Raw genomic sequence first — 20,085 nt, forward strand, 5'->3', positions numbered from 1 at the left:
AGAAAGTGGCGGCGTATGTTCATCAATGCAATATGTTCACAGCGATGGAATGATTAGAGAGAGTCTAATCATTTCTGTTTATGTGGCCTTTCCATCCTCGGGGATGAGGAGGGCTTTTTTTATTTTAAGTTCAAAGTTATGGAGATCATTTGATGGATTCTTTTATTTACAAATAAAGGAACACGTGTTCTAATTATAGAAAAGAAGCTTTGTGCGACGGTGGAGGTTAGGGTGATGGGGCAGCAGGGAATTATCATGGTTGTGAGTGTCTCGATCTTACATAAGGGCAAAGTACTTATCATCAAAGAGAACAAAGCATCTGTTCGAGATACATGGAATTTCCCCTCGGGTCGAGTAGAGTATGGGGAAGACATCATGGATGCGGCACGCCGAGAAGCCAGAGAAGAGACGGGATATGAGGTTAGACTTACAGCCACAACAGGAATTTACAATTTCACAAGCAGTCTTCAGCGGCAGGTAATTTTGTTCCATTTTATCGGTGAAATTGCGGGTGGTTCTCTGCGTCCGAATGCTTTGGAAATTGCAGATGCGAAGTGGATTACATCTGAAGAATTGTCTAACACAGAATTGCTGGAACTGCGCGACCGCGAAGTGATGTTGCAGATTACGGATAATATAATTACTAAAAGAGAGTATCCCTTAATGCTTTTTCACAGCATGCTATAGAAATGGAGAAAGATGTTCATGAAGTCCTCGTATTTAACCCGTGCTTTTTATTATCTGTGGACAACCCAAACAGCAGCCAATGCCGCGGACGTATTGTATATTATGGCCCTTACGGTCATGGTATTGGATCGTACAAATTCGCTTGTGTCTGCGGCACTTTTGCCATTGATTCGCAGTGGGGCTCAGTTGTTGAGTAGTTTAGTTGCACCACTATTCATTCAGCTATTTAAGTTGCCCAGTCTACTCTTTTTTTCACAAACCGGGCAATTCCTGTTGTTCATCTGTCTGGCAGTGTACATACAGCTTAATAGCGTAGAATCCTCATTAGTACTTGTGTTTTCGCTTATATTTGTGATGTCTTTTCTCGATGGGTGGACAACACCAGCTCGAAATGCGCTGATTCCACGACTGGTGACTCATGAACAAGGTCTACTCAAAGCCAATGGACTCATGAGCGTCAGCGATCAAGTTGTACAATTTGCAGGTTGGGGCCTAAGCGGCGTAATTGTTGCATTTATTGGATCAAGTTCAACGTTGTTAATCGCAGCTGTTATTTATGGCTTGGCAGCTGTATTTACACTTGGTGTTAAGGAACCAACGCTTGGAGGGATACCAGAGAAGCGTGTGAATGCAGCAGCAGATATTTCTTCTGATCTGGGCACAAGTAGATGGCACACGTTAACCGAAGGTTGGAAGATGATATGGAGGACACCTCGTCTGCGAGTGCTTACGTTCATGGATATGATCGACATGCTTGGTGGCTCTATTTGGGTAGGTGCTTTCACGCTTGCGTTTGTGCAAGTGGCGCTTGGACAGGGGGAAGAATGGTGGGGCTTCATCAATGCAGCTTATTTTGCTGGAACCATTAGTGGTGGTTTGCTGGTACTTGCCCTAGGCAGAATCATTGGACGTCGATATTTTTCAGTTATGATGATAGGGATGGCAGGGTATGGAATCCTAACTGCCGTTTATGCTTTAAACTCACAGCCTTTTGTTGCGTTGTTCCTGGTCATGTTAATGGGTCCATTTGCTGAGCTTGCTATGATTAACCGACGTACGTTGATTCAAAGTAGTGTGGCTAATCCGATGTTACCCAAGGTTTTATCAGCTCAAGCCTCCATGATGCATCTCATATTTTGCATATCTTTGCTAGGCATGGCATGGCTTGCTGAAATCATAGGAATCGTGAACCTCTATTTGTTTGCAGCTGTACTAACGATTCTGGCTATTGTTGCTGGTTTGCTGAATTTTAGGGCATTTCAGGAACAAAATCATCAAATGATGAATTAGGAGGAGAATGATGATGGTTAATGATGAGTTGTCAGAGCACAAGCCTGGTCGTTTCGTTCTACCGGGGAACAGGATTCGTTTCATATCTCCGTTTCTTTTTTCAGTAATCAGTGGCATGATCTATACGTGGTTAATCGTGAACGAAACGACAAACGGATATCTTGGCACACTATTGCCAAGTACGAGTGTTGCGGATCTTCATCAATATCTTCCGGTTATCCTTCCTTCATTTCTATTTTCGTATGTTGTACAGAGAAAACACATGATCCTGATCGAGAATATATCGTTTAGCTGTATTCAAGCGATGATTGCTATCCTCAGTCTTTTTGTATCTCTTATAGCTGTTATGGTGTTCATGTAAGTTCGAGCAGGATCATTTGAACTTGCCCCTCGAAACGCTCAACCGTAGATATCTCCAAGCACCCAGTCAATAGGGTGCAATAACGCTCTTCAACGTCCAAAGGCGCCATCCGAATGGGTGGGCGCCTTTTATAAATGTTTCCCCTTTACTCCCGTGAAAAGTCGAAGCACGTTTTAGAAGCCCACCCTTAAGGCGTAGCGCGTAGTGGAGGGGGCGGGAGCGATTCTGTAGAAGCGAAGCGTTCGCGTTTGTCATCGGATTTTCTCCTATGAGGGGGAAATTCCAGAACGATCCGAGGACAACCAGCGATCGAAAGAACGCCCCGCCCCCGGAACGTCCACTCGCAGTCTCCTCCCCAAAAATGCTTCTAACTCCTGTGCTTAGTCAATGAACCCTTCCATGGTAGCCGTTGGCATCATATTGGACTGCCAAGCGCCTTTGGTGTAACCAGCATTATAACCTGGAGTAGCTTGTGGCTCCCAGTAGAATACACCTTTTCCTTTGCCACTTGGCAAATTGCGAATCTGATTTTTCATCGCTGCGACAAAGCTTTTTCCTGCCGCGGGCTGATTATTGTCCATGCCAATTTCGGAGATCATAATTTCTTTACCATAACGATTAATCATATCTTTTGCATTGTTGACCGTTTTTGTCACAGCTGTATTCCAGCCGGAAGCAGAAGGGTAGAGAGACATTGCAATCATGTCAAAGTTGGCCCCATTGTTGATCAGTCCACCGATATTCCAGACAAACAGGGAATTGTCATCTCCGTTTGCAAGGTGCACTATCGTTTTGGTACCACTGCTTATGGATTTTACAGCGTTATGTCCTGTGTTCACGAGCCAAGCATAATTTTTCATGTTAACCGAAGCTTTACCATCATCCCACAACATACCGTTGCTGGTTTCGTTGCCGATCTGTACCCAGTCTGGAGTGACACCTTTGCTCTGCATGGTCGTCATAACGTCACGGGTATAGCTCCAGACAACATCCATCAACTGCTGGAACGTATAATTTTTCCATGCGGCTGGCTTAGTTTGTTTGCCTGGGTCTGCCCAGGAATCGCTGTAATGCAGTGTCAGCATGACACTCATACCTGCATTTTTAGCACGTTGTGCGAGAGCGGCAGCGCGATCTTTATTCATGTAACCGTTACCATAATCATTCGAAGGATTAACGAAAACACGGATGCGAACAGAGTTAATCTGGTAATCCTTTTTCAAGATATCAATGATGTCCCGTTGTACCCCGTTTTTATCTTTCCACTTGTACCCTTGAGCTTCCATGCCGGGAACCCAGCTAATGTCTGCTCCTTTGGCAAAACTCGGTGCGGCACTGGCGTGCTGACCTGCAGGTAGCAGGATCGAAGTGATTAATAAAACAAAAGCTAGCAAAATGCTTGTCTTGAAACCCCTTACATTTCTAAACATAACAACATGCCTCCTTGGTTATAAGTTGAGATGCATCCTCATTATAGCCTTCCGAAATCATGGTGCTAAAGGGTCCGTTTCCAATATTTTGGTTGTTTTCTTAACTTCTCATCTTTTTCCCATGTTACATTCCTATGTATTATATAGAAAAAGACAAAACAAAAAGCCGTCCGAAGACGGCTTTTCTACCCGTGGCGCTTTTTAAAACATTGATCCGTATCCCGCGCCTCCATTACCATCCAATTTATTTGGAAGTAGTGGATCGGGTAAGGGACACGTTCAACATGACATTAGAAATGTTGACGCACCTCCTTTCCTTGTGGCAAGAGTATACAACACTCTGTTTCGGAAAGCTAGTCTTTTTTTCATATTTACGCAAAAATTATTTTTCGGTTTGAAACATCGTCGTGTCCCGAGCATAATGGCTTTTCGTTCCATCCTCATTGCGAATTCGCACGCTGTCATCACTGATCTTCTCGACAATGCCGTGACCGACTTCACAATACACACCTGCGGGATCTTCCTGCCATGCGGTAACCACACATTGGGACAGGGCAGCGGTGAAAAACTCGATGTTTTTTTGCAACGTTCTAGGTTTGTTCGATTTCATGAGATACTCCTTTAAAATAACGTGAATTTGGAATAATAACGACAGCCGATCAAATCACACTGTAGTTCACTTTACCTTGTCTATTGTGCTTTGTAAAGGGATGGAAAAAGTTGCGGTCATGAGTTATCATTTACATAAATTTAACACTGCGTTAACATTCCGATGACGCTTGGAGTCGATTACGAATAGTACAATTATAGTAGAAGTTCAAATAAGAATTGACATGCATCACATTCGGAGGCCATACATGCATAAAGATATTAAAACAGGCAACTATGTTAATCGTGATTTGAGTTGGGTTGAATTTAATCGGCGTGTGCTTCAAGAGGCACAGGACGCTACAACGCCTATGCTGGAGCGGATGAGGTTTCTTGGCATTGTTGCCAGCAATCTGGATGAGTTTGTCAGTGTCAGGCTCGCAGAGACCAAGGAGAAAATCAAGGCTGGATTCACACAAAAAGATTTCACGGGTTATACCCCTTCGGGGCTGTACCGCAGACTCATTAAACGAACCGGGGCCATGGTCGCGGAGCAATATAAAACGTACCGTGAGCTCATTCGTCTTCTCGCCAAGAAAGGCGTGCACATCCAGGAGTATGTGGATCTTAATGTGACGCAGCAACGGGCAATGGATCAATATTATCATGACATTATTTTCCCGGTGCTTACGCCGATGGCTATCGACCAGAGTCGGCCTTTTCCGCTGGTGCACAACAAGTCCGTTTATCTGTCCGTAATGCTGCAAAAAGAAGATGAGCAGGATGGCGAGCCATTTATGGCGATCGTGCAGGTACCTTCCAATCTTCCTCGCATTGTGAAGGTTCCTCTGAGGGCCAATAGCAAGAAAAAAAGTTTCATTCTGATCGAAGACCTGATTAAACAGCATGTGCACACCTTGTTCAGCGGATATGTATCGCTGGCTGTGCAGGAGTTCCGGGTAACTCGAAACGCAGATCTCTCCATTAATGAAGAAGAAGCGGAAGACTTGCTGGAGGCCATCGAAAAAGAGCTGCGTCGCAGACGTCGCGGAGCCCCTGTCAGACTGGAAGTGTGCAAGGATTTCCGTAGTGACGCGCTACAGGAGCTGCAAGAGGAGTTTGAAATTCAGGACCCGATCTTTGAAATTGATGGACCGCTGGATCTCAGCTTTTTATCTGGATTTGTGGATAGCCTCGAAGGTTTCTCACATCTCAAATATGGTCCTGTACAACCTGTATATCCGCCTGAGTTCCTGCCGAGAGAAAGTCATTTTGAGCTACTTCGCAGACAGGATGTGCTGGTTCATCACCCGTATGAATCGTTTGAACCGGTGACAGATTTTATACTGGAAGCTTCAGAAGATCCACAGGTTCTGGCGATCAAAATGACGCTTTACCGAGTCAATGGTGACTCGCGTCTTATTCCAGCGCTCGCGCTCGCTGCAGAGAGCGGGAAGCAAGTTACCGTTGTTGTGGAACTGAAAGCCCGATTTGATGAGGAACGGAATATTGCATGGGCTCGGAAGCTAGAAAAGGCAGGCTGCCATGTCGTTTATGGTTTGGTCGGTCTGAAAACACATGCAAAAATCATTCTCGTTGTACGCCGGGAGCAGCAAGGGCTGCGCCGATATGTTCACGTTGGTACGGGGAACTACAACGAAAGCACCGCCAAAGTGTATACGGATGTAGGTTTGTTCACCTCTAACCCGATCATTGGTGAGGATGCATCCGAACTGTTTAACGAGATTACCGGTTATTCCGGCCCGAAGGCACTGCAAGCATTCCGTGTTGCGCCAGATGGCATGAAGGACGAGTTGTTCACATTGATTCGCCGAGAAACAGAGCATGCATTAAAAGGCAAACGTTCCCGAATTATTGCCAAGATCAACTCTTTATCCCATCAGGAAATGATAGATCAATTATATGTAGCTTCGCAGGCAGGGGTGCAGATTGACCTGATTGTCCGCGGCGTATGTTGCTTACGTCCAGGTGTAGAAGGGCTGAGCGAGAACATTCGAGTCATTAGTATTGTAGACCGTTTTCTTGAACATTCCCGGTTGTTTTACTTTGAAAATGACGGTAACCCCGATGTTTTCATTTCCAGTGCAGACTGGATGTCACGTAACTTAAATCGACGTATTGAGCTGATGTGTCCTGTATTTGATCCTTCATTGAAAAAAATGCTGGTGGATATCCTCAATCTGTCATTGAATGACAATGTGAAGGCCAGAGAACTTATGCCAAACGGCAATTATATATTTGTAAAAAATGAAAAGCCCCCGCTGAGAAGTCAGACGGAGGCGATGGGAATTATCCCTTGGAAGCCCGCACAATGGAGTGTTTTAACGTAACTCCCCAGGCTTCTTGCAAATCTTTGACGGCATCTTCCAGGCCGTTCAGTTCCAGTAAAGGCTCGTCTGTACAGGTCAACGTGACCTGCAGCGAGTCTTTTTCTTTGACCGCGTGAATGGCGGCAATGCTCTCTGCACGATGGATCGCTTCGGCCGCACGCAGTAACGAGCCGATGCGGTGAGCATGCTGTGTATCCGAATCTTTCAGAATGTCCTCATGCTTCTGTAGCAGTTGAGGCGTTCTTTTTTTCGGATGATAGTCGGCTGCAATGGCACTTAAAATTGTTTCCCTGTGGGACAGACCGTAAATGCTTGCATTCATAATCCAGTATGCCGAGTGTTGCGTGTACCGGAAATAGTTAATTTGTTTGCCAGCCATATGAAGCATAGAGGATGTGTACAAAATTCGCTCATCAGAGGCATCAGGCGTAGCCTCTTGTAAAGCGGTGTATAAGGTAACCGTATCCTGATGAATCCGGTTCAGACGTTTCTCCGGGATCGGTGGGCCGTAATAAAGGAAATTACGGATGCTATCCTTTAATGCATCAGGTGCGGAAGGCTGACCAGCAGCGAGATAATCCCTCAGAAGCCCGTCGCGAAGTCCTGCTCCGCTTACCACATAACGATCCCCCTGGATCATGCGGAAGACAGTACGCAGAATCAATACGCCTGGTACGATGATGTCAGCTCGATCCTTAGCAAGACCTGGCACTTTTTTGCGTTGAGCGGAAGTAAGATAGGGCAAGGAAAGGGCGATATTATCCATCGCTTCCTCTCTAATTTCATAGTGATGCGTTACCGGCAAAGAATATTGCGTACGCTTTTGTTCTACTTTTGCGAGTGTACGCATTGTACCACCCAGTCCAATGAGTGGCAAACCGGGATGTTCCTGAGTCCAAGTCTGTCCCTGTAATGCTTCAATAACTTCATTGCAAAGGGATTGTTCATTGGCCTCGGTCCATTGATCCTCGCCTCCATAACGGGCATGTGAATTCACGGCACCGATTGGCAGCGAGACACTGTGCAATCTTTCGCGATTGCGGAACACGGTGATCTCCGTACTGCCCCCTCCAATGTCAACGACAAAACCGTCGGTCAGGTCAATCGACTGTATCACGCCCAGGAATCCGTAATAGGCCTCACGATCTCCCGAGACACATTCAATCGTAAGTCCAGTTTCATTTTCCAGCCATGCAATAATCTGCTCCGCGTTGGTCGCATTGCGGATCGCGGCAGTTGCTGCCGCTCGAATTAGTTCAGTCTGATAAGTCTCACAGGTGGCTTTAAATTGCCGAAGGACGGTTATGGCAGTGGATAGAGATGATCTTAGGATACTGCCATCCGATTCCACAACCCCGCTTAGCCGGGCAGCATATTTGTCTTCATGAATAATGCGATACGCTCCGTCTTCACTCACCTCATAGATCACTAGACGAATAGAGTTTGAGCCAATATCAACAATTCCAAGTGTTTTATTATTTCGTGTCATAAGCATCTCCTTCTACAAAGGTCGGTTACCCGTAATGTAACAGGGCAGCCAGGGCTTCCGGTGAGCCTGGAGGCGTGGCAGAGAAGGGCGTGGTGAACATCACAACGATGATAAAGACGATGAAACAGGCAAATAAAATACAACTTACGGCAAAGCCACGATTGCGTTTTTTGATAAACAGACGAATACCGATCACGAAGAGAAGTACCGTCACCGCGACCAATACAATGGACATTGCGAAATAGGCCACGCCATAAAGTGATTTGAAAAATGCTTCCATGTCTTTTGAACGCTCCTTAGATCCTCATTTTTAGCCAAAACAAGTCATTCTTTAGTAGCATACGACAGATTGAACCGTTTGAAAAGTAAACCGGCGTTTGTCCTGGAATCCATTTAGCATAGCAGGACATGTTCCACAGAAAAGGGGCCTTTGCCTTGGACAATCATCCAAGAAAACCATGCTTGGAGTGAGTATGTATAAAGAAGGATCATGGTTTGGAGAGAGGAGATCAACCTATGTCGAGACAGTTAGCAAGCAAATGGCGGAAAACTGCTGCACTGATGAAATATCCGGTAGCTGCTGCTCATATCCCGCAAACAAAAGTGTTTAATCCAGGTAACCTGCTGCACATGCTGCAACGTTATGGAATGGTATATGTTAAACCCGTTGTTGGAGGCGGTGGGTACGGCGTAATCCGGGTATCCAGCAGCGGCGGGGTTTTTAGATATACACATATGAAAGTTACTCGTTCTTTTGCAAGCTTTACTAAGATGTATCGCTCCCTTGTAAGGGTAAAGGCCAAGCGAAGATATATCATTCAACAAGGAATTCATCTCGCAACCATTCATGGAAGACCTGTGGATTACAGAGTTAAGGTAGTAAAGACGGGACAGGGTTGGGTATTTCGTTCTTTGGTTGGAAGACTTGCACGTCCAGGTCTGTGTGTAACGAATCTGAGTAAGGGGGGAACCATGCTGTCAGGCAAAAGAGCACTTGCCTTATCCCTGCCTCACATTGCTAATCGATACAAGCGGCAGGAGATGCGTTCTTTAACATTGACTTGCACACATATCATGGAAAGTCAGTTCCCTGGCATAGGACAGTTGGGATTTGATTATGGACTGGATCACTCGGGCAGAATATGGATTTTGGAAGTGAATACCAGACCTCAATGAAAATTACTGGAAACGTTAAAGAAAACGGGAGAAAAACCGATAGTATATACAAGAGAAATTGGATGAAAAGCGTTTGAAAATTTTCACTTTTGGGTAATACATTCGGAGCGTTCGTGGAAAATATGAAAATTGCTCTAAATTTTCTTTGAATCCCGAATTTCATAGAGATGTTATCTATCCTGTGTATAATTAATGTCCACATTATCCACTGATATATATTCTATGTTTTTTCCAATTATCAACAAACTATACACAGGATTTCCACACGTCGTTGTGGATAACAAGAACGCTTGTTCTCTTGTCCGATCTCTGATATGATAGTTTTGAGGAAAATAAAGGAAAGGTTGTGGCGGGAAATGGCTATGTTATCCGATGAGATGTTGTTGGATTCCTACCATAAAGCGATCGAATTGGATCTCGAAAGAGATTTCATCGCGCTGCTATTGGCAGAAATCCATAAGCGCAAACTGGGTACTGACGTATCTGCCATACTTCACTAGAGATCCTCATTGCAGGCAATGTTACAGGTTTCCGGACAAGTCCCATAAAGAGACAGGCAGTAGCATACTTGTCTGACAATGGTGACAATACATCAAGTGATTGCAAACGCTCTCGGTTTCGTCTGCCATGTCAGAGGAAGCTTGAAGTTCGTAGGGGCTGTATGGTCCGGTGTAGTCGTCTAATTTGCCGCATTCTGACAGTCCCTGAAAGCAGTGGGGACAAGCCTGCTCCGGTACAACCAGACCGTTACACAGCGGGCATATATAAGACAAGGGTATCCCTCCTGATCATGAGATTGCTCAGGAGTAAGATACCCTTTTTTGTACCATATTATGTGATTGCTTTGAATTAGCGTTTCATATTACTGCTGTGTCCAGGAGACAATTTGGCATCCGGATCGAAGTATACTTTTGCATTATTTACTGCAGTTGGAGCTTCACCGAAGCCAACAGCAATCAGTTTCAGCTTGCCTGGATACGTCGTAATATCGCCGGCAGCAAAAATACCAGGAATAGACGTTTCCATGCGGGAGTCGACAACGATGGAATTGCTGTCAATTTCGATACCCCATTCAGCAATTGGACCGAGGGAGGATACGAAACCAAAGTTAACAATGACATCATCCACTTCAATTTCCTGTGTTTCTTTCGTCTTAACATGAGCAAGAGTAACCTTGGTAATGGTGTCATCTCCGTGAAGTTCCGTAATTTCAGTCGGTGTCACAACGTTAACTTTGGAGTTCATCAGGTTTTCCACACTGTGCTCATGTGCACGGAATTTGTCCCGGCGGTGAATCAGAGTAACCTGTTCAGCAATCGGCTCAAGCATAAGAGCCCAGTCTACAGCAGAATCTCCCCCGCCGCTAATCAAAACTTTTTTACCGGCAAAAGCGTTTAAATCACTGATGAAGTAATGCAGGTTGGTTTTCTCAAACTTCGCTGCACCTTCGAGTTCAAGGCGACGAGGTTCAAATGCACCAACACCCGCCGTGATAATAACCGCTTTGGCATGATATTCATTCTCATCTGTCTTTACGATGAAATGCTGTTCTTCTTTTTTCTCCACCGACACCACTTTTTCTTCCAAGCGAATGTTCGGGTTAAAGTGGCTCATCTGCTCGATCAGGTTATTCACGAGTTCCTGAGCAGTAACTTTCGGAAAACCGGCTACATCATAAATGTACTTTTCCGGGTAGAGGGCCGCGAGCTGTCCACCAAGCTGTGGCATACTTTCAACCAGTGTAACGGAAGCCTGACGCATACCTCCATAAAATGCAGCGAACAGGCCCGCAGGACCGCCGCCGATAATAAGTAAATCGGTCATTTCATGACCGGACGTCTGTGCAGTCAAAAATCAACAACACCTTTCTTATTTTAATAGGTAGAGAACAGTGATTATTTTTGCAAATTACGTCACATAATCTGCATGGGTGCCAAACTGTCTTTCCTATTATAAACGGTGTAATCTGGGTTGCAAAGTTAGCTGGATCACTAATCTGAGAATAAATGATGAAGTTCTGGTGAGAATAGGATGAAATTGGAAATGAAAGGCTATGAAAAATAACAAAAAAAACCTTGATCTTTACGAGAAATACAGATATCCTTGACCTGTACTATGTGTTTTTTTGTCAAAATTAGAGTCATAACATCAGGTTAAGAAACAACCTCGTTTTGTGGAAACTTGTGGTTAATTTCACAACTATAATCGTCGATATTATACGTACAGAAGTTAATATACACTTACGAATTTTACATTTGTCGTCATATTGGATAAGACCTGAGCAATACTTGTAAGTAAGAGCATTTTGCATTCCACCTCAATTATCAGGAAGGATGCGAGCGAAACCGGAAGGAGTACAGATATGAGTAGCATTCCCAAAATCGTCATTCTCGGAGCGGGATATGGCGGAATTCTGACAGCGCAGCGGCTGCAGAAGGAACTCAACTATAATGAAGCTGACGTCACATTGGTGAATCGGCATGATTATCACTATATTACAACCCATCTACATATGCCGGCAGCCGGCACGGATAAAATAGAGCATGCGAGAGTTTCTATTTCCAAACTGATCGATGAATTCAAGATTGATCTGGTAAAATCATCCGTGAAGGAGATCCGGCTTCAGGATCGTAAAGTCATTTTGGAGGATGGCACGTTGTCCTATGATTACCTGATTATTGGACTAGGTGGAGAGCCGGAAACTTTTGGTATACCGGGTATGCTGGAACACGCGATGACCATTCGTAGCATCAACTCTGTGAGGCTGATTCGGGAACATATCGAATATCAATTCGCAATGTACAAAAACGACAATAAACGAAACCGTATTCGGTTTGTTGTAGGGGGAGCAGGTTTTAGCGGCGTAGAATTTGTTGCAGAACTTGCTGATCGTATCCCGCAGCTGTGCAAAGAATTTGACGTGGATCCGAAGCATGTACACATCTATAATGTTGAAGCTGCGCCTTCCGCATTGCCGGGGTTCGATCCGGAACTTGTGGAGCATGCGATGAACGTACTGAAGAAAAAAGGGGTTACGTTTAAAATTGGTGTTCCGATCAAGCAATGTCTTCCTGATGGCGTAATCGTTGGTGAAGGCGAGAAAATCGACGCTGCCACAGTCGTATGGACAGGAGGCATTCGAGGGAATTCCTTACTTGAACAGGCGGGGCTTGAAGTGATGCGTGGTCGTGTGAAGGTGGATGAATATTTGCGTGCTCCTGGGCATGAACATGTGTATGTGATCGGGGACAACTCCCTTGTGTTTAACAAGGAGGGCAGACCGTATCCGCCAACAGCACAGATTGCGATGCAGCAAGGTGTGAACTGTGCCAAAAATATTGTCGCAGCCATTCGCAACAAGCAGCCTCAGCCTTTTGAATTCACCAGCAAAGGTACTGTTGCCTCTTTGGGTAAAGGGGAAGCGATTGCTGTCGTTGGGGATAAGAAATACAAGGGCTGGAAGGCAGCACAATTGAAAAAATTAGTGGATATGCGCTATTTGTTTATCATTGGAGGTATTCCGCTGGTCCTGAGGAAAGGACGGTTCTTCGGATGAGACATTGCAGTGTGCAGGTTCGTGGCCTGTTAACCCGTGAGGAACTGGATCGTTACAACGACTTGATGCAGGTCGGCGGGTATCTGGAGGAACAGAATCAATATGACCTGGCCTATATCGTTCAGAAAGAAGTAGATATTCTCATCCTGCCGGCGATTGAACGGCTGAAGGAAAAGAGCCGTGACCGTGATCGTGCAACTGCTGAATTCCTCGAATCTCTGAAAGCAGTTGATGAAGAGGAGCAGGATTAAGATTTTATTAAGTTCTAAAAAGCGTTTACACTCGCGCACTCCGATGACAGAATAACCTTTCAATCGCTGTTATCCCCAGATTTTTTGGATTCCCTTTTCTCAAAGGGAAAATCCGGTGATAAAGGCGACCGCTCCGCTTTTCCAGGTTTTTTCTGTCCTCTCCGTTTTGGTGTAAACAATTAGATTAACTAAAATAAATCTAAATCAAGCTTAAAGTGATATAATTCTTAATCACCAAAAAATCACCGCGGAGCAATACGTCCGGCGGCGATTTTTTGCTGTAACGAAAAAAAATCGTCCAGCCTGCTTCAATAGAAGGCTGGACGATTCTTGCATGTATACAAAATTACAGTTTCAGCATCTCTTCCAGTGTGCTTTCGTTCAGCAAGCTTCCTACATAGAAGGAGCCAAATTCACCGTAGCGTGCACTTACTTCATCAAAGCGCATCTCGTACACGAGTTTTTTGAATTGAAGCGCATCATCAGCGAACAGCGTAACGCCCCATTCCCAATCATCAAATCCGACAGAGCCCGTGATGATCTGTTTCACTTTACCCGCATAACTGCGGCCGATCATGCCGTGACTGCGCATCATGGTGCGGCGCTCGTCCATGGACAACATGTACCAGTTGTCGTTCAACTCACGCTTTTTGTTCATTGGGTAGAAACAAATGTATTGGCGCTGTGGTAAAACCGGTTTAAGACGGGCAATAATCTCCGGATTTTGCATCGGATCTTCGCCCTCTTTGCCAAGATAGTTGCTCAGTTCAACTACACTGACATATGAATAAGCTTTAGTCGTGTATTTGGCAAACGTTGTTTTGTTGAAGGCGTTCTCTACTGCCTTCAGATCTTCCAGCGTTTCGCGCAGATGCATCATCACAAAGTCAGCTTTCTGACCTACGACTGTATAAACTACAGTGCTGCCTTGGGAAGCCTCCTCGACTTTTTTCCAATCATTCCAAAACTCTTGAAGCTCGTCCAGGGCAACAGCACGCTCTTCATCGTCGGCTGCTTTCCAAGCGGTCCAGTTCATCGAGCGAAAATCATGCAGGGCATACCAGCCCTCCAGGGTTGATGCGGCTTCGTTCATGGATATTGTTCCTCCTGCGGATTATATTTCCAAATCCCGGTAAGGGATGGTTTAGTGCTTTATCGTTATATTGTATCCCAATATGAAGCAGGAGGGCAAATGATCTTCTCGTGAAAATCGGTAGATTTGTCCAGAAAGTTCGTTGCTTCGCCACATTTTTTGCGGTAAACTTACTACTATCCAGAAGGGAAAACCGAAAGTGTGAAAGAAGAGGTGAACGTCAGCCGATGCAGTTTATACCTGTGCTTGTATTAATGGTATTATTTTTTGTGATGATGTTTGGTATCGGTTTCATTTTGAATATGCTTATGAAGACCACCTGGTTTCCTTCCTATCTGTTCGTCATCGTTATTTTGCCTGTGGTGGTATATTCCTTATGGGATCATTCATCTACGCTCGTGTCACATCTTGGATCGTTCCAGTTGGTCGATTATATGACAGGGGTTGCAGGCCTCGCGGGTGCGATAATCAGCGGATGGACGATTCAGAAACTGCGTTTAGGCGGATATCGGATGTTCTGATGACTGGAAAGTGAAGGCATCTGCCGCAATAACTTGGAAAAGTCTTTATCTTTGACGCAAACGCTTACGCGTGCAAAGGCAAGGCTTTTTTGTTGTGACGAACGGGGTACGGGAATGTTTGTACGCTTTTTTTCATAAGCATAAGATGAATAGATATCAACTATTTTCGCTTGTAATCTGGCTCTGTAGCTTTTATAGTATTCTAGCGACTCTATGGGTGTGCTTATTTGAAAATTCGCCCAATTCTGCGAAAACGTGAACGATGTCGACCTAGGACGAAACGGAGAGAGAACGGGTTGGTTTTTTACCTGTTTTTGAGCATTTGAGGATCGGACATTTATGATAGAATAGAAAAACAACCTTTGGGGAAGAAGGAGATCAGGCTATGCGCATGAAGAATTTGCATCATTATACGGAACATCATCGCTACTGCGTATACAGGGAGTTTGGATTAAGCGCCCTGGACGACCGCATGCTCACAGGAGCTTACCAGCCTATGGTAGGTGCTTTTGCGGTTGGCTTGTATCGGCTGTTATTTCAGCATCTCCCCGGAGAACAGGTCGGTTATTCCCCGCTTGAGCAGCAACGAAGGCTGTTCATGACATTGGGGCTGGAACCTAGCGAGAAAGGACGTAAATATCTCGTTGAACAGGCATCGAAGCTGGAGGCAGTAGGGCTTCTTCAGACGTCGCGGGTCTATATTCCAGAGAATGATGATTACATCTATGAGTATGAACTGCAGCCTCCGCTCTCGCCAGGAGAGTTTTTCCGCACACAGCATCTGACATTGCTGCTTCGGGACAAAATTGGCAAATTTGCTGTGTTGTCGCTACGAGCTGGCTTTTCGGCAATTGAAAATGGGGATGCACCTTACGTTGCAGCCAATAAAGAAAATATTTCAGTTCCCTTTTACGATATATTTGAGCTTAACACGCATGTCATTGATTACGAGCTGGAGCAGGCACTCTCCGAAGTATCCACATCGGCACAGCGAACAGGCACGAATGATGCTGTGGAAGAAAATGCACTGAATTATGCGGACATTATTTTACGCTTCCCGCGTGAGTCGGTAAACCGACGTTATGTGGAACAACTTCGTTTTGATCATGAACAGCTCGGGATCGTCAATTTTGTAGTGAACAAGTTTAGTCTTAGCGTGCAGGATGTGTGCAGACTGCTGGACGAGGATGGTGTATTTAGCCCGCAAGGACAACTATTGCTGGATGATCTTCAACACAAGGCGAGCATGCAATTCAGACAAACGAAGAAACGTCAGGAACAGCAGACAGTGCAAGCCGCCAAGGTGGTTGCTCTTCGCCAGCATATGGAGGAGCCACAGGCATATAATGACTCCGGTGAACCACCAGTGGAGCATGTTGTTCAGATGGAGTATTATGTCGAGGTGCCACCGCAATTTGCAACCAAGTGTGATATTCATCAATACAATATGATGCTTCGTAACGAGCCGTACACTCGGTTGTTGCAGACATTTTTCCCGGGGGCTGTACCGGATAATCTGGTTGATATTTTCGAAAAAATTGATCTGAGTTACAAGCTGCCTGGTGAAGTAATCAACGTATTGATTCATTATCTGATGGCATTGCTCGTATCTGGCGGCGAACAGCGGATTAACCGTAATTTTGTTGAGGCAATTGCCTCCAATATGTTGCTGAAGCAGGTTAATACGTATGAGAAGGCTGTGCAATATATCCGTGATCAGGCGAAGGTGAAAGGCAAGCAGGCTGCAGGAGCAGCTGGAACCCGTACCCGTACATACGGTAAAGGAACCAAAGCCAAACCCGAAATTCCGATTGTACAAGACATAAGCCATGATGGGGATAACGTTTCGGAGGAAGAGTTTGAAGAGATGATGCGATTTGCTCAGGAGATGCAGGCGAGCAAGCAAAAAGGAACGTTATAAAGGAACGTTATAGTTGTACGATACAGGCGGGTCCCTTGGGAGAGGTGACTCGCTTTTTTACTCAATAGGTGTGTGGTGGAGTCCGAAAGCTAGGGACACGAGTCATTCAGAGGGAAGGGGCAGATCCGTTGAACACGAATCAGAAAGCCATCGAATACCTTGAAAATAATGATTATGATGCAGCGTTGGCTTTATTTCAGAAAGCATTGAACGATTCAAGGGACGTTGAGTCCTTGACGAATCTGGCCTGGATTTATTATCACGAAGAGGGGGATATCGAAGCAGCTATTGAATTGGCTCAGGAAGCAGTGGCGTTGAAACCAACCTCTCATTTTCCCTACAGTCTGCTTGGTGAATTACTTGTTCAGATGGAGAGATGGGAAGAAGCCGCGGTTGTACTATCAGACTCTATTGCTGTGGAGCCTTCCAAAGAGGCATACAATAACTTAGCAATTGCCAAATATCATCTCGGAGAGTTGGATCAGGCCACGGCTTTATTTTTGAAGAGTGCCGGGCCTTCTGATTACGCCATGTATAGTCATGTTCACTGTTTAATTCAGCTGGGACATACGATTGAAGCAAAACACAAACTGGATGCCTTCTTGGAAAGTGATGATGATTTTGTCGGAGAGGTACATGTGGCAGAACTGTACTTGGAGCTTGCATGTTTTTCCGAAGCGGTGCATTGGTTTGAAAAATCCTGGGACACATATTATAAATCGCCCGACTGGGTGTGTAGATATATTTATGCTCTAGTTCAGACGAATGCAATGGAACGTGCAGTTGAAATTGCAGCAGAATGTATTCGGTTAAAACAAGGGGACATTGAGGAAGCACAGGCAGAAGATTGCGATGAGAATTGGACAGAAAGTGATAAAGAGGCATATGTGACTCGCTTGCAAATGGAGAAAAAGGAGTATGAACATATTCTCGAACAGATTGCCTGGGGTTTTGTTCCACCATTTATTTTCACCACATCTTTAAGCTCCAAATGTTATTTATTCGGGTGCTCCAGACATGAAACTCCAGAATATAAGGGTTAAATGAATACACGTATAATGTGGAGAGGTGTTTTTTCCAAATGTATCAGTTGAGTTATTGTGTGCTTTTCTATAGAATGAACAGTACGAATGATTGAATATTTGGAGATGAAATTGTCTCATGTCTTCATAAATATTAATATTTTAAAAGGGGGCTTGAAGCCATGGAATCCTTGGGAGAATTGCTTCAGCAGCTGAACCCTTCCTTTCGTGAGCAGTCGCGGCGAATTATGGCGGATTTGTTGGAAGATCCGTATGTGCGCGAGTTCCGAGCAGGTCATCCTGAACTGAAAGATACACAGCTCATGCCCGATCTGAGCAAGCTGTTTCAGTATGCTAAAGATTCGAAGAACTGCGCGAATTGTCCGGGACTCGACAACTGTCCCAACGATTTTCAGGGTCATTTCTGCAAACTGGAAGTAGAGAACTTCAACGGTAAACCCGAAATTATAGATATCAAAGCACCTTGCTCCAAACAGATTGCCCGGCAAAATGAACATATCATCAAACAGCGGATTCGCAGTTTTTATGTGGATGAGCGCGCTCTAAGCGCTGGATATAATGATGTGGAAATTATGGGCAAAGATCGCATGCGTGCGCCAGCGGTGAACCGTGTACTTCGTTATATTAGCGAGACGAAAGCCAACGGACTTTCAACGCAGGGGTTGTATCTGGAAGGTTCGTTTGGAACCGGCAAAACGTTTCTGATGTGTTATCTGCTACATGAACTCGCGGTTGCGGGTCATACAGGTGTCATTATTTATATGCCTGACTTCGTAGAGGATTTGAAATCCATGATCAGTGAAGGACAGAAGCTCAAGGAAATGACGGATGTTCTGAAAAGCTGTGATCTGCTCATCTTTGATGACATTGGTGCAGAGAACCTGAACCCATGGGTACGGGATCATGTGATGGGCTCTATTCTTAACTATAGAATGAATCGCAAGCCAACGTTCTATACGTCCAATTACAACCTGGAAGGGCTTGAGAAACACTTGAGCTTTACGAACCGGGATGGCGAGGAATCGAACAAAGGTCAACGTTTGATGGATCGAATTCGTCCATTTGTGGATGTTATTCAGGTTCGGGGCGAGAATCAACGAGGGAAGGGCTAAGATATAGATGAACCAAAAAAAGCCTGGCTTTCGCAATATGCGAGAACCGGGCTTTTCTGGTCTGCGGGAGCCTGAGTACTGATTTGAATATCCTATTCGGTCAGGAATTTAAAAATTACCATACCAAAAAAGATAACAGTCATCAGGCCGCCCATGCCGACAACGCCCATAATCAGATCAAAGAGATCGCTACGCGGCTCCTCGTTCACATGTTCACGCGGGTCGGTCATCCGAATATTAGCGTCCATTGTGTTGCCTCCTTTGAGGATTGACAGCTTGGCCTGCAAGCAGGGCTACAATCCAGAGTAATTTTAGTATACTTGGAAAAGAAAGCGTTTGTAAAGATTTTGCAGACGACTGGCTTCACCTGTAATTGTGAAGATTTCATGTTGGGAAGATGAACATTATCTGTTCATTTCACATGTCTAACGCACATGTGTTATACTGGAAGTGTCGTTCACGACGTTACAGGTTAAAATAAAACCGTAAGTATATATAAGGAGGACAATTTCATGGCTATTGTTAACGTATCCGATCAATCCTTTAACACGGAAGTCGAAGGAGAAGGAACGGTTCTGGTTGATTTCTGGGCGCCTTGGTGTGGTCCTTGCAAAATGCTCGCTCCAATCCTGGAAGAGCTGTCCACAGAAGTTGGCGATTCCGTAAAAATTGCTAAAGTAAACGTGGATGAGAATCCAGAATCTGCTTCCCGCTTTGGCGTAATGAGCATTCCAACACTGATCTTCTTCAAAGATGGTCAACCGGTTGATAAAGTGGTTGGTCTGAACTCTAAAGAAGCTCTCAAAGGAATCATCGAAAAACATCAATAAGCAGCAAGTCACAACATAATTAAGTGCAGGCTGACACATCGCCTCCGGTTTACATGCCGGGGGCGTTTTGCGTCGATAAGCGATATGTAGGACAATATAAAAGTAATATATAAATGATGTGATAAATTATTTATATTATATAATTGAATATAAAATGAAACTGTAAATTCACATGATTAACGGAGAGGACAGAAAAGAACTGGAGAAGCGAAGCTAAAAGCTTTCTGAAAGAAAGCTACATCGGAAGCATCTACTGTAGCCTTTATCACCGGATTTTCCCTTTTAAAAAGGGAATCAAAGAAATCTGGGGATAACAGCGATTGAAAGGTTGTTCTGTCATTGGAGTGGTCGGTGTGAATTTTTTTGTGTAACCATGACTTTTACTT

General features: G+C 44.8%; 21 protein-coding genes. 13 read left to right on the plus strand and 8 right to left on the minus strand.

What is annotated here, in order from left to right; translation table 11 throughout:
• Positions 1–234 precede the first annotated feature (234 nt).
• From J2T16_RS20030 to J2T16_RS20040, 3 genes are read left to right on the plus strand one after another with little or no spacing between them, the layout of a single operon-like run.
• Positions 235–687, plus strand: coding sequence for an NUDIX hydrolase (locus J2T16_RS20030; RefSeq protein ID WP_154891065.1), 453 nt, complete (start codon positions 235–237; stop codon positions 685–687).
• Between the two features lie 18 nt (positions 688–705).
• A complete protein-coding gene (locus tag J2T16_RS20035; RefSeq protein WP_499019108.1) occupies positions 706–1,977 on the plus strand; it encodes an MFS transporter in 1,272 nt (423 codons plus the stop codon).
• Between the two features lie 10 nt (positions 1,978–1,987).
• Positions 1,988–2,338, plus strand: a complete 351-nt coding sequence (locus J2T16_RS20040; protein WP_186809764.1) for a hypothetical protein — start codon at positions 1,988–1,990, stop codon at positions 2,336–2,338.
• Positions 2,339–2,718: 380 nt separating this feature from the next.
• On the opposite strand, the gene J2T16_RS20045 is transcribed toward J2T16_RS20040, so the two are convergent.
• On the minus strand, positions 2,719–3,768 hold the full coding sequence (locus tag J2T16_RS20045; RefSeq protein WP_336121918.1) for a glycoside hydrolase family 53 protein: 1,050 nt from the start codon (positions 3,766–3,768) through the stop codon (positions 2,719–2,721).
• Positions 3,769–4,150: 382 nt separating this feature from the next.
• Positions 4,151–4,378: a hypothetical protein gene (locus J2T16_RS20050; protein WP_499019110.1), complete on the minus strand. Its 228-nt coding sequence runs from the start codon at positions 4,376–4,378 to the stop codon at positions 4,151–4,153.
• A 247-nt stretch (positions 4,379–4,625) separates the two neighbouring features.
• Here J2T16_RS20050 and ppk1 point away from each other — a divergent pair, with 247 nt between their 5' ends.
• Positions 4,626–6,707, plus strand: coding sequence for a polyphosphate kinase 1 (gene ppk1 / locus J2T16_RS20055; RefSeq protein WP_221789958.1), 2,082 nt, complete (start codon positions 4,626–4,628; stop codon positions 6,705–6,707).
• Here ppk1 and J2T16_RS20060 read toward each other — a convergent pair.
• Complete coding sequence (locus tag J2T16_RS20060) at positions 6,667–8,196, minus strand: Ppx/GppA phosphatase family protein (protein WP_221789956.1); 1,530 nt, start codon at positions 8,194–8,196, stop codon at positions 6,667–6,669. The two genes, ppk1 and J2T16_RS20060, sit on opposite strands and share 41 nt — an antisense overlap.
• A 25-nt stretch (positions 8,197–8,221) precedes the next feature.
• Positions 8,222–8,476, minus strand: coding sequence for a hypothetical protein (locus tag J2T16_RS20065; protein WP_154891060.1), 255 nt, complete (start codon positions 8,474–8,476; stop codon positions 8,222–8,224).
• Positions 8,477–8,712: 236 nt separating this feature from the next.
• On the opposite strand from J2T16_RS20065, the gene J2T16_RS20070 reads away from it, so the two are divergent.
• Together J2T16_RS20070 and J2T16_RS20075 are read left to right on the plus strand one after the other, a co-directional pair.
• Positions 8,713–9,372 (plus strand): YheC/YheD family protein, encoded by a 660-nt coding sequence (locus J2T16_RS20070; RefSeq protein ID WP_221789954.1) that lies wholly within the window; start codon positions 8,713–8,715, stop codon positions 9,370–9,372.
• A 356-nt stretch (positions 9,373–9,728) separates the two neighbouring features.
• Positions 9,729–9,872, plus strand: coding sequence for a sporulation histidine kinase inhibitor Sda (locus J2T16_RS20075; protein WP_024632651.1), 144 nt, complete (start codon positions 9,729–9,731; stop codon positions 9,870–9,872).
• A gap of 21 nt (positions 9,873–9,893) precedes the next feature.
• On the opposite strand, the gene J2T16_RS20080 is transcribed toward J2T16_RS20075, so the two are convergent.
• Together J2T16_RS20080 and J2T16_RS20085 are read right to left on the minus strand one after the other, a co-directional pair.
• Positions 9,894–10,145, minus strand: a complete 252-nt coding sequence (locus tag J2T16_RS20080; RefSeq protein WP_139168882.1) for a hypothetical protein — start codon at positions 10,143–10,145, stop codon at positions 9,894–9,896.
• A gap of 76 nt (positions 10,146–10,221) precedes the next feature.
• On the minus strand, positions 10,222–11,223 hold the full coding sequence (locus tag J2T16_RS20085) for an NAD(P)/FAD-dependent oxidoreductase (protein ID WP_090919501.1): 1,002 nt from the start codon (positions 11,221–11,223) through the stop codon (positions 10,222–10,224).
• A gap of 511 nt (positions 11,224–11,734) precedes the next feature.
• On the opposite strand from J2T16_RS20085, the gene J2T16_RS20090 reads away from it, so the two are divergent.
• Both J2T16_RS20090 and J2T16_RS20095 read left to right on the plus strand, forming a co-directional pair.
• Positions 11,735–12,928 (plus strand): NAD(P)/FAD-dependent oxidoreductase, encoded by a 1,194-nt coding sequence (locus J2T16_RS20090; RefSeq protein ID WP_154891059.1) that lies wholly within the window; start codon positions 11,735–11,737, stop codon positions 12,926–12,928.
• Positions 12,925–13,179: a hypothetical protein gene (locus J2T16_RS20095; protein ID WP_090919495.1), complete on the plus strand. Its 255-nt coding sequence runs from the start codon at positions 12,925–12,927 to the stop codon at positions 13,177–13,179. The genes J2T16_RS20090 and J2T16_RS20095 overlap by 4 nt, the downstream gene beginning before the upstream one ends.
• A gap of 346 nt (positions 13,180–13,525) precedes the next feature.
• On the opposite strand, the gene hemQ is transcribed toward J2T16_RS20095, so the two are convergent.
• Positions 13,526–14,272 (minus strand): hydrogen peroxide-dependent heme synthase, encoded by a 747-nt coding sequence (gene hemQ, locus J2T16_RS20100; protein WP_090919493.1) that lies wholly within the window; start codon positions 14,270–14,272, stop codon positions 13,526–13,528.
• Positions 14,273–14,499: 227 nt separating this feature from the next.
• Between hemQ and J2T16_RS20105 the strand changes: the two genes are divergently transcribed.
• The 4 genes from J2T16_RS20105 (at position 14,500) to dnaI (ending at position 18,869) form a co-directional block, all read left to right on the plus strand.
• Positions 14,500–14,793, plus strand: coding sequence for a YuiB family protein (locus tag J2T16_RS20105; RefSeq protein ID WP_090919489.1), 294 nt, complete (start codon positions 14,500–14,502; stop codon positions 14,791–14,793).
• Positions 14,794–15,178: 385 nt separating this feature from the next.
• A complete protein-coding gene (locus J2T16_RS20110) occupies positions 15,179–16,714 on the plus strand; it encodes a replication initiation and membrane attachment family protein (protein ID WP_336121920.1) in 1,536 nt (511 codons plus the stop codon).
• Positions 16,715–16,842: 128 nt separating this feature from the next.
• Positions 16,843–17,757, plus strand: coding sequence for a tetratricopeptide repeat protein (locus J2T16_RS20115; protein ID WP_499019112.1), 915 nt, complete (start codon positions 16,843–16,845; stop codon positions 17,755–17,757).
• Positions 17,758–17,918: 161 nt separating this feature from the next.
• Complete coding sequence (gene dnaI / locus J2T16_RS20120) at positions 17,919–18,869, plus strand: primosomal protein DnaI (protein WP_336121922.1); 951 nt, start codon at positions 17,919–17,921, stop codon at positions 18,867–18,869.
• Positions 18,870–18,961: 92 nt separating this feature from the next.
• On the opposite strand, the gene J2T16_RS20125 is transcribed toward dnaI, so the two are convergent.
• Positions 18,962–19,117 (minus strand): YqzM family protein, encoded by a 156-nt coding sequence (locus J2T16_RS20125; RefSeq protein ID WP_090919461.1) that lies wholly within the window; start codon positions 19,115–19,117, stop codon positions 18,962–18,964.
• A gap of 264 nt (positions 19,118–19,381) precedes the next feature.
• Between J2T16_RS20125 and trxA the strand changes: the two genes are divergently transcribed.
• A complete protein-coding gene (trxA, locus tag J2T16_RS20130) occupies positions 19,382–19,699 on the plus strand; it encodes a thioredoxin (RefSeq protein ID WP_090919457.1) in 318 nt (105 codons plus the stop codon).
• The last annotated feature ends 386 nt before the right edge of the window (positions 19,700–20,085 follow it).

The organism is Paenibacillus intestini (genome assembly GCF_030803945.1).
GTDB classification, from domain to species: Bacteria; Bacillota; Bacilli; order Paenibacillales; family Paenibacillaceae; genus Paenibacillus; species Paenibacillus polysaccharolyticus.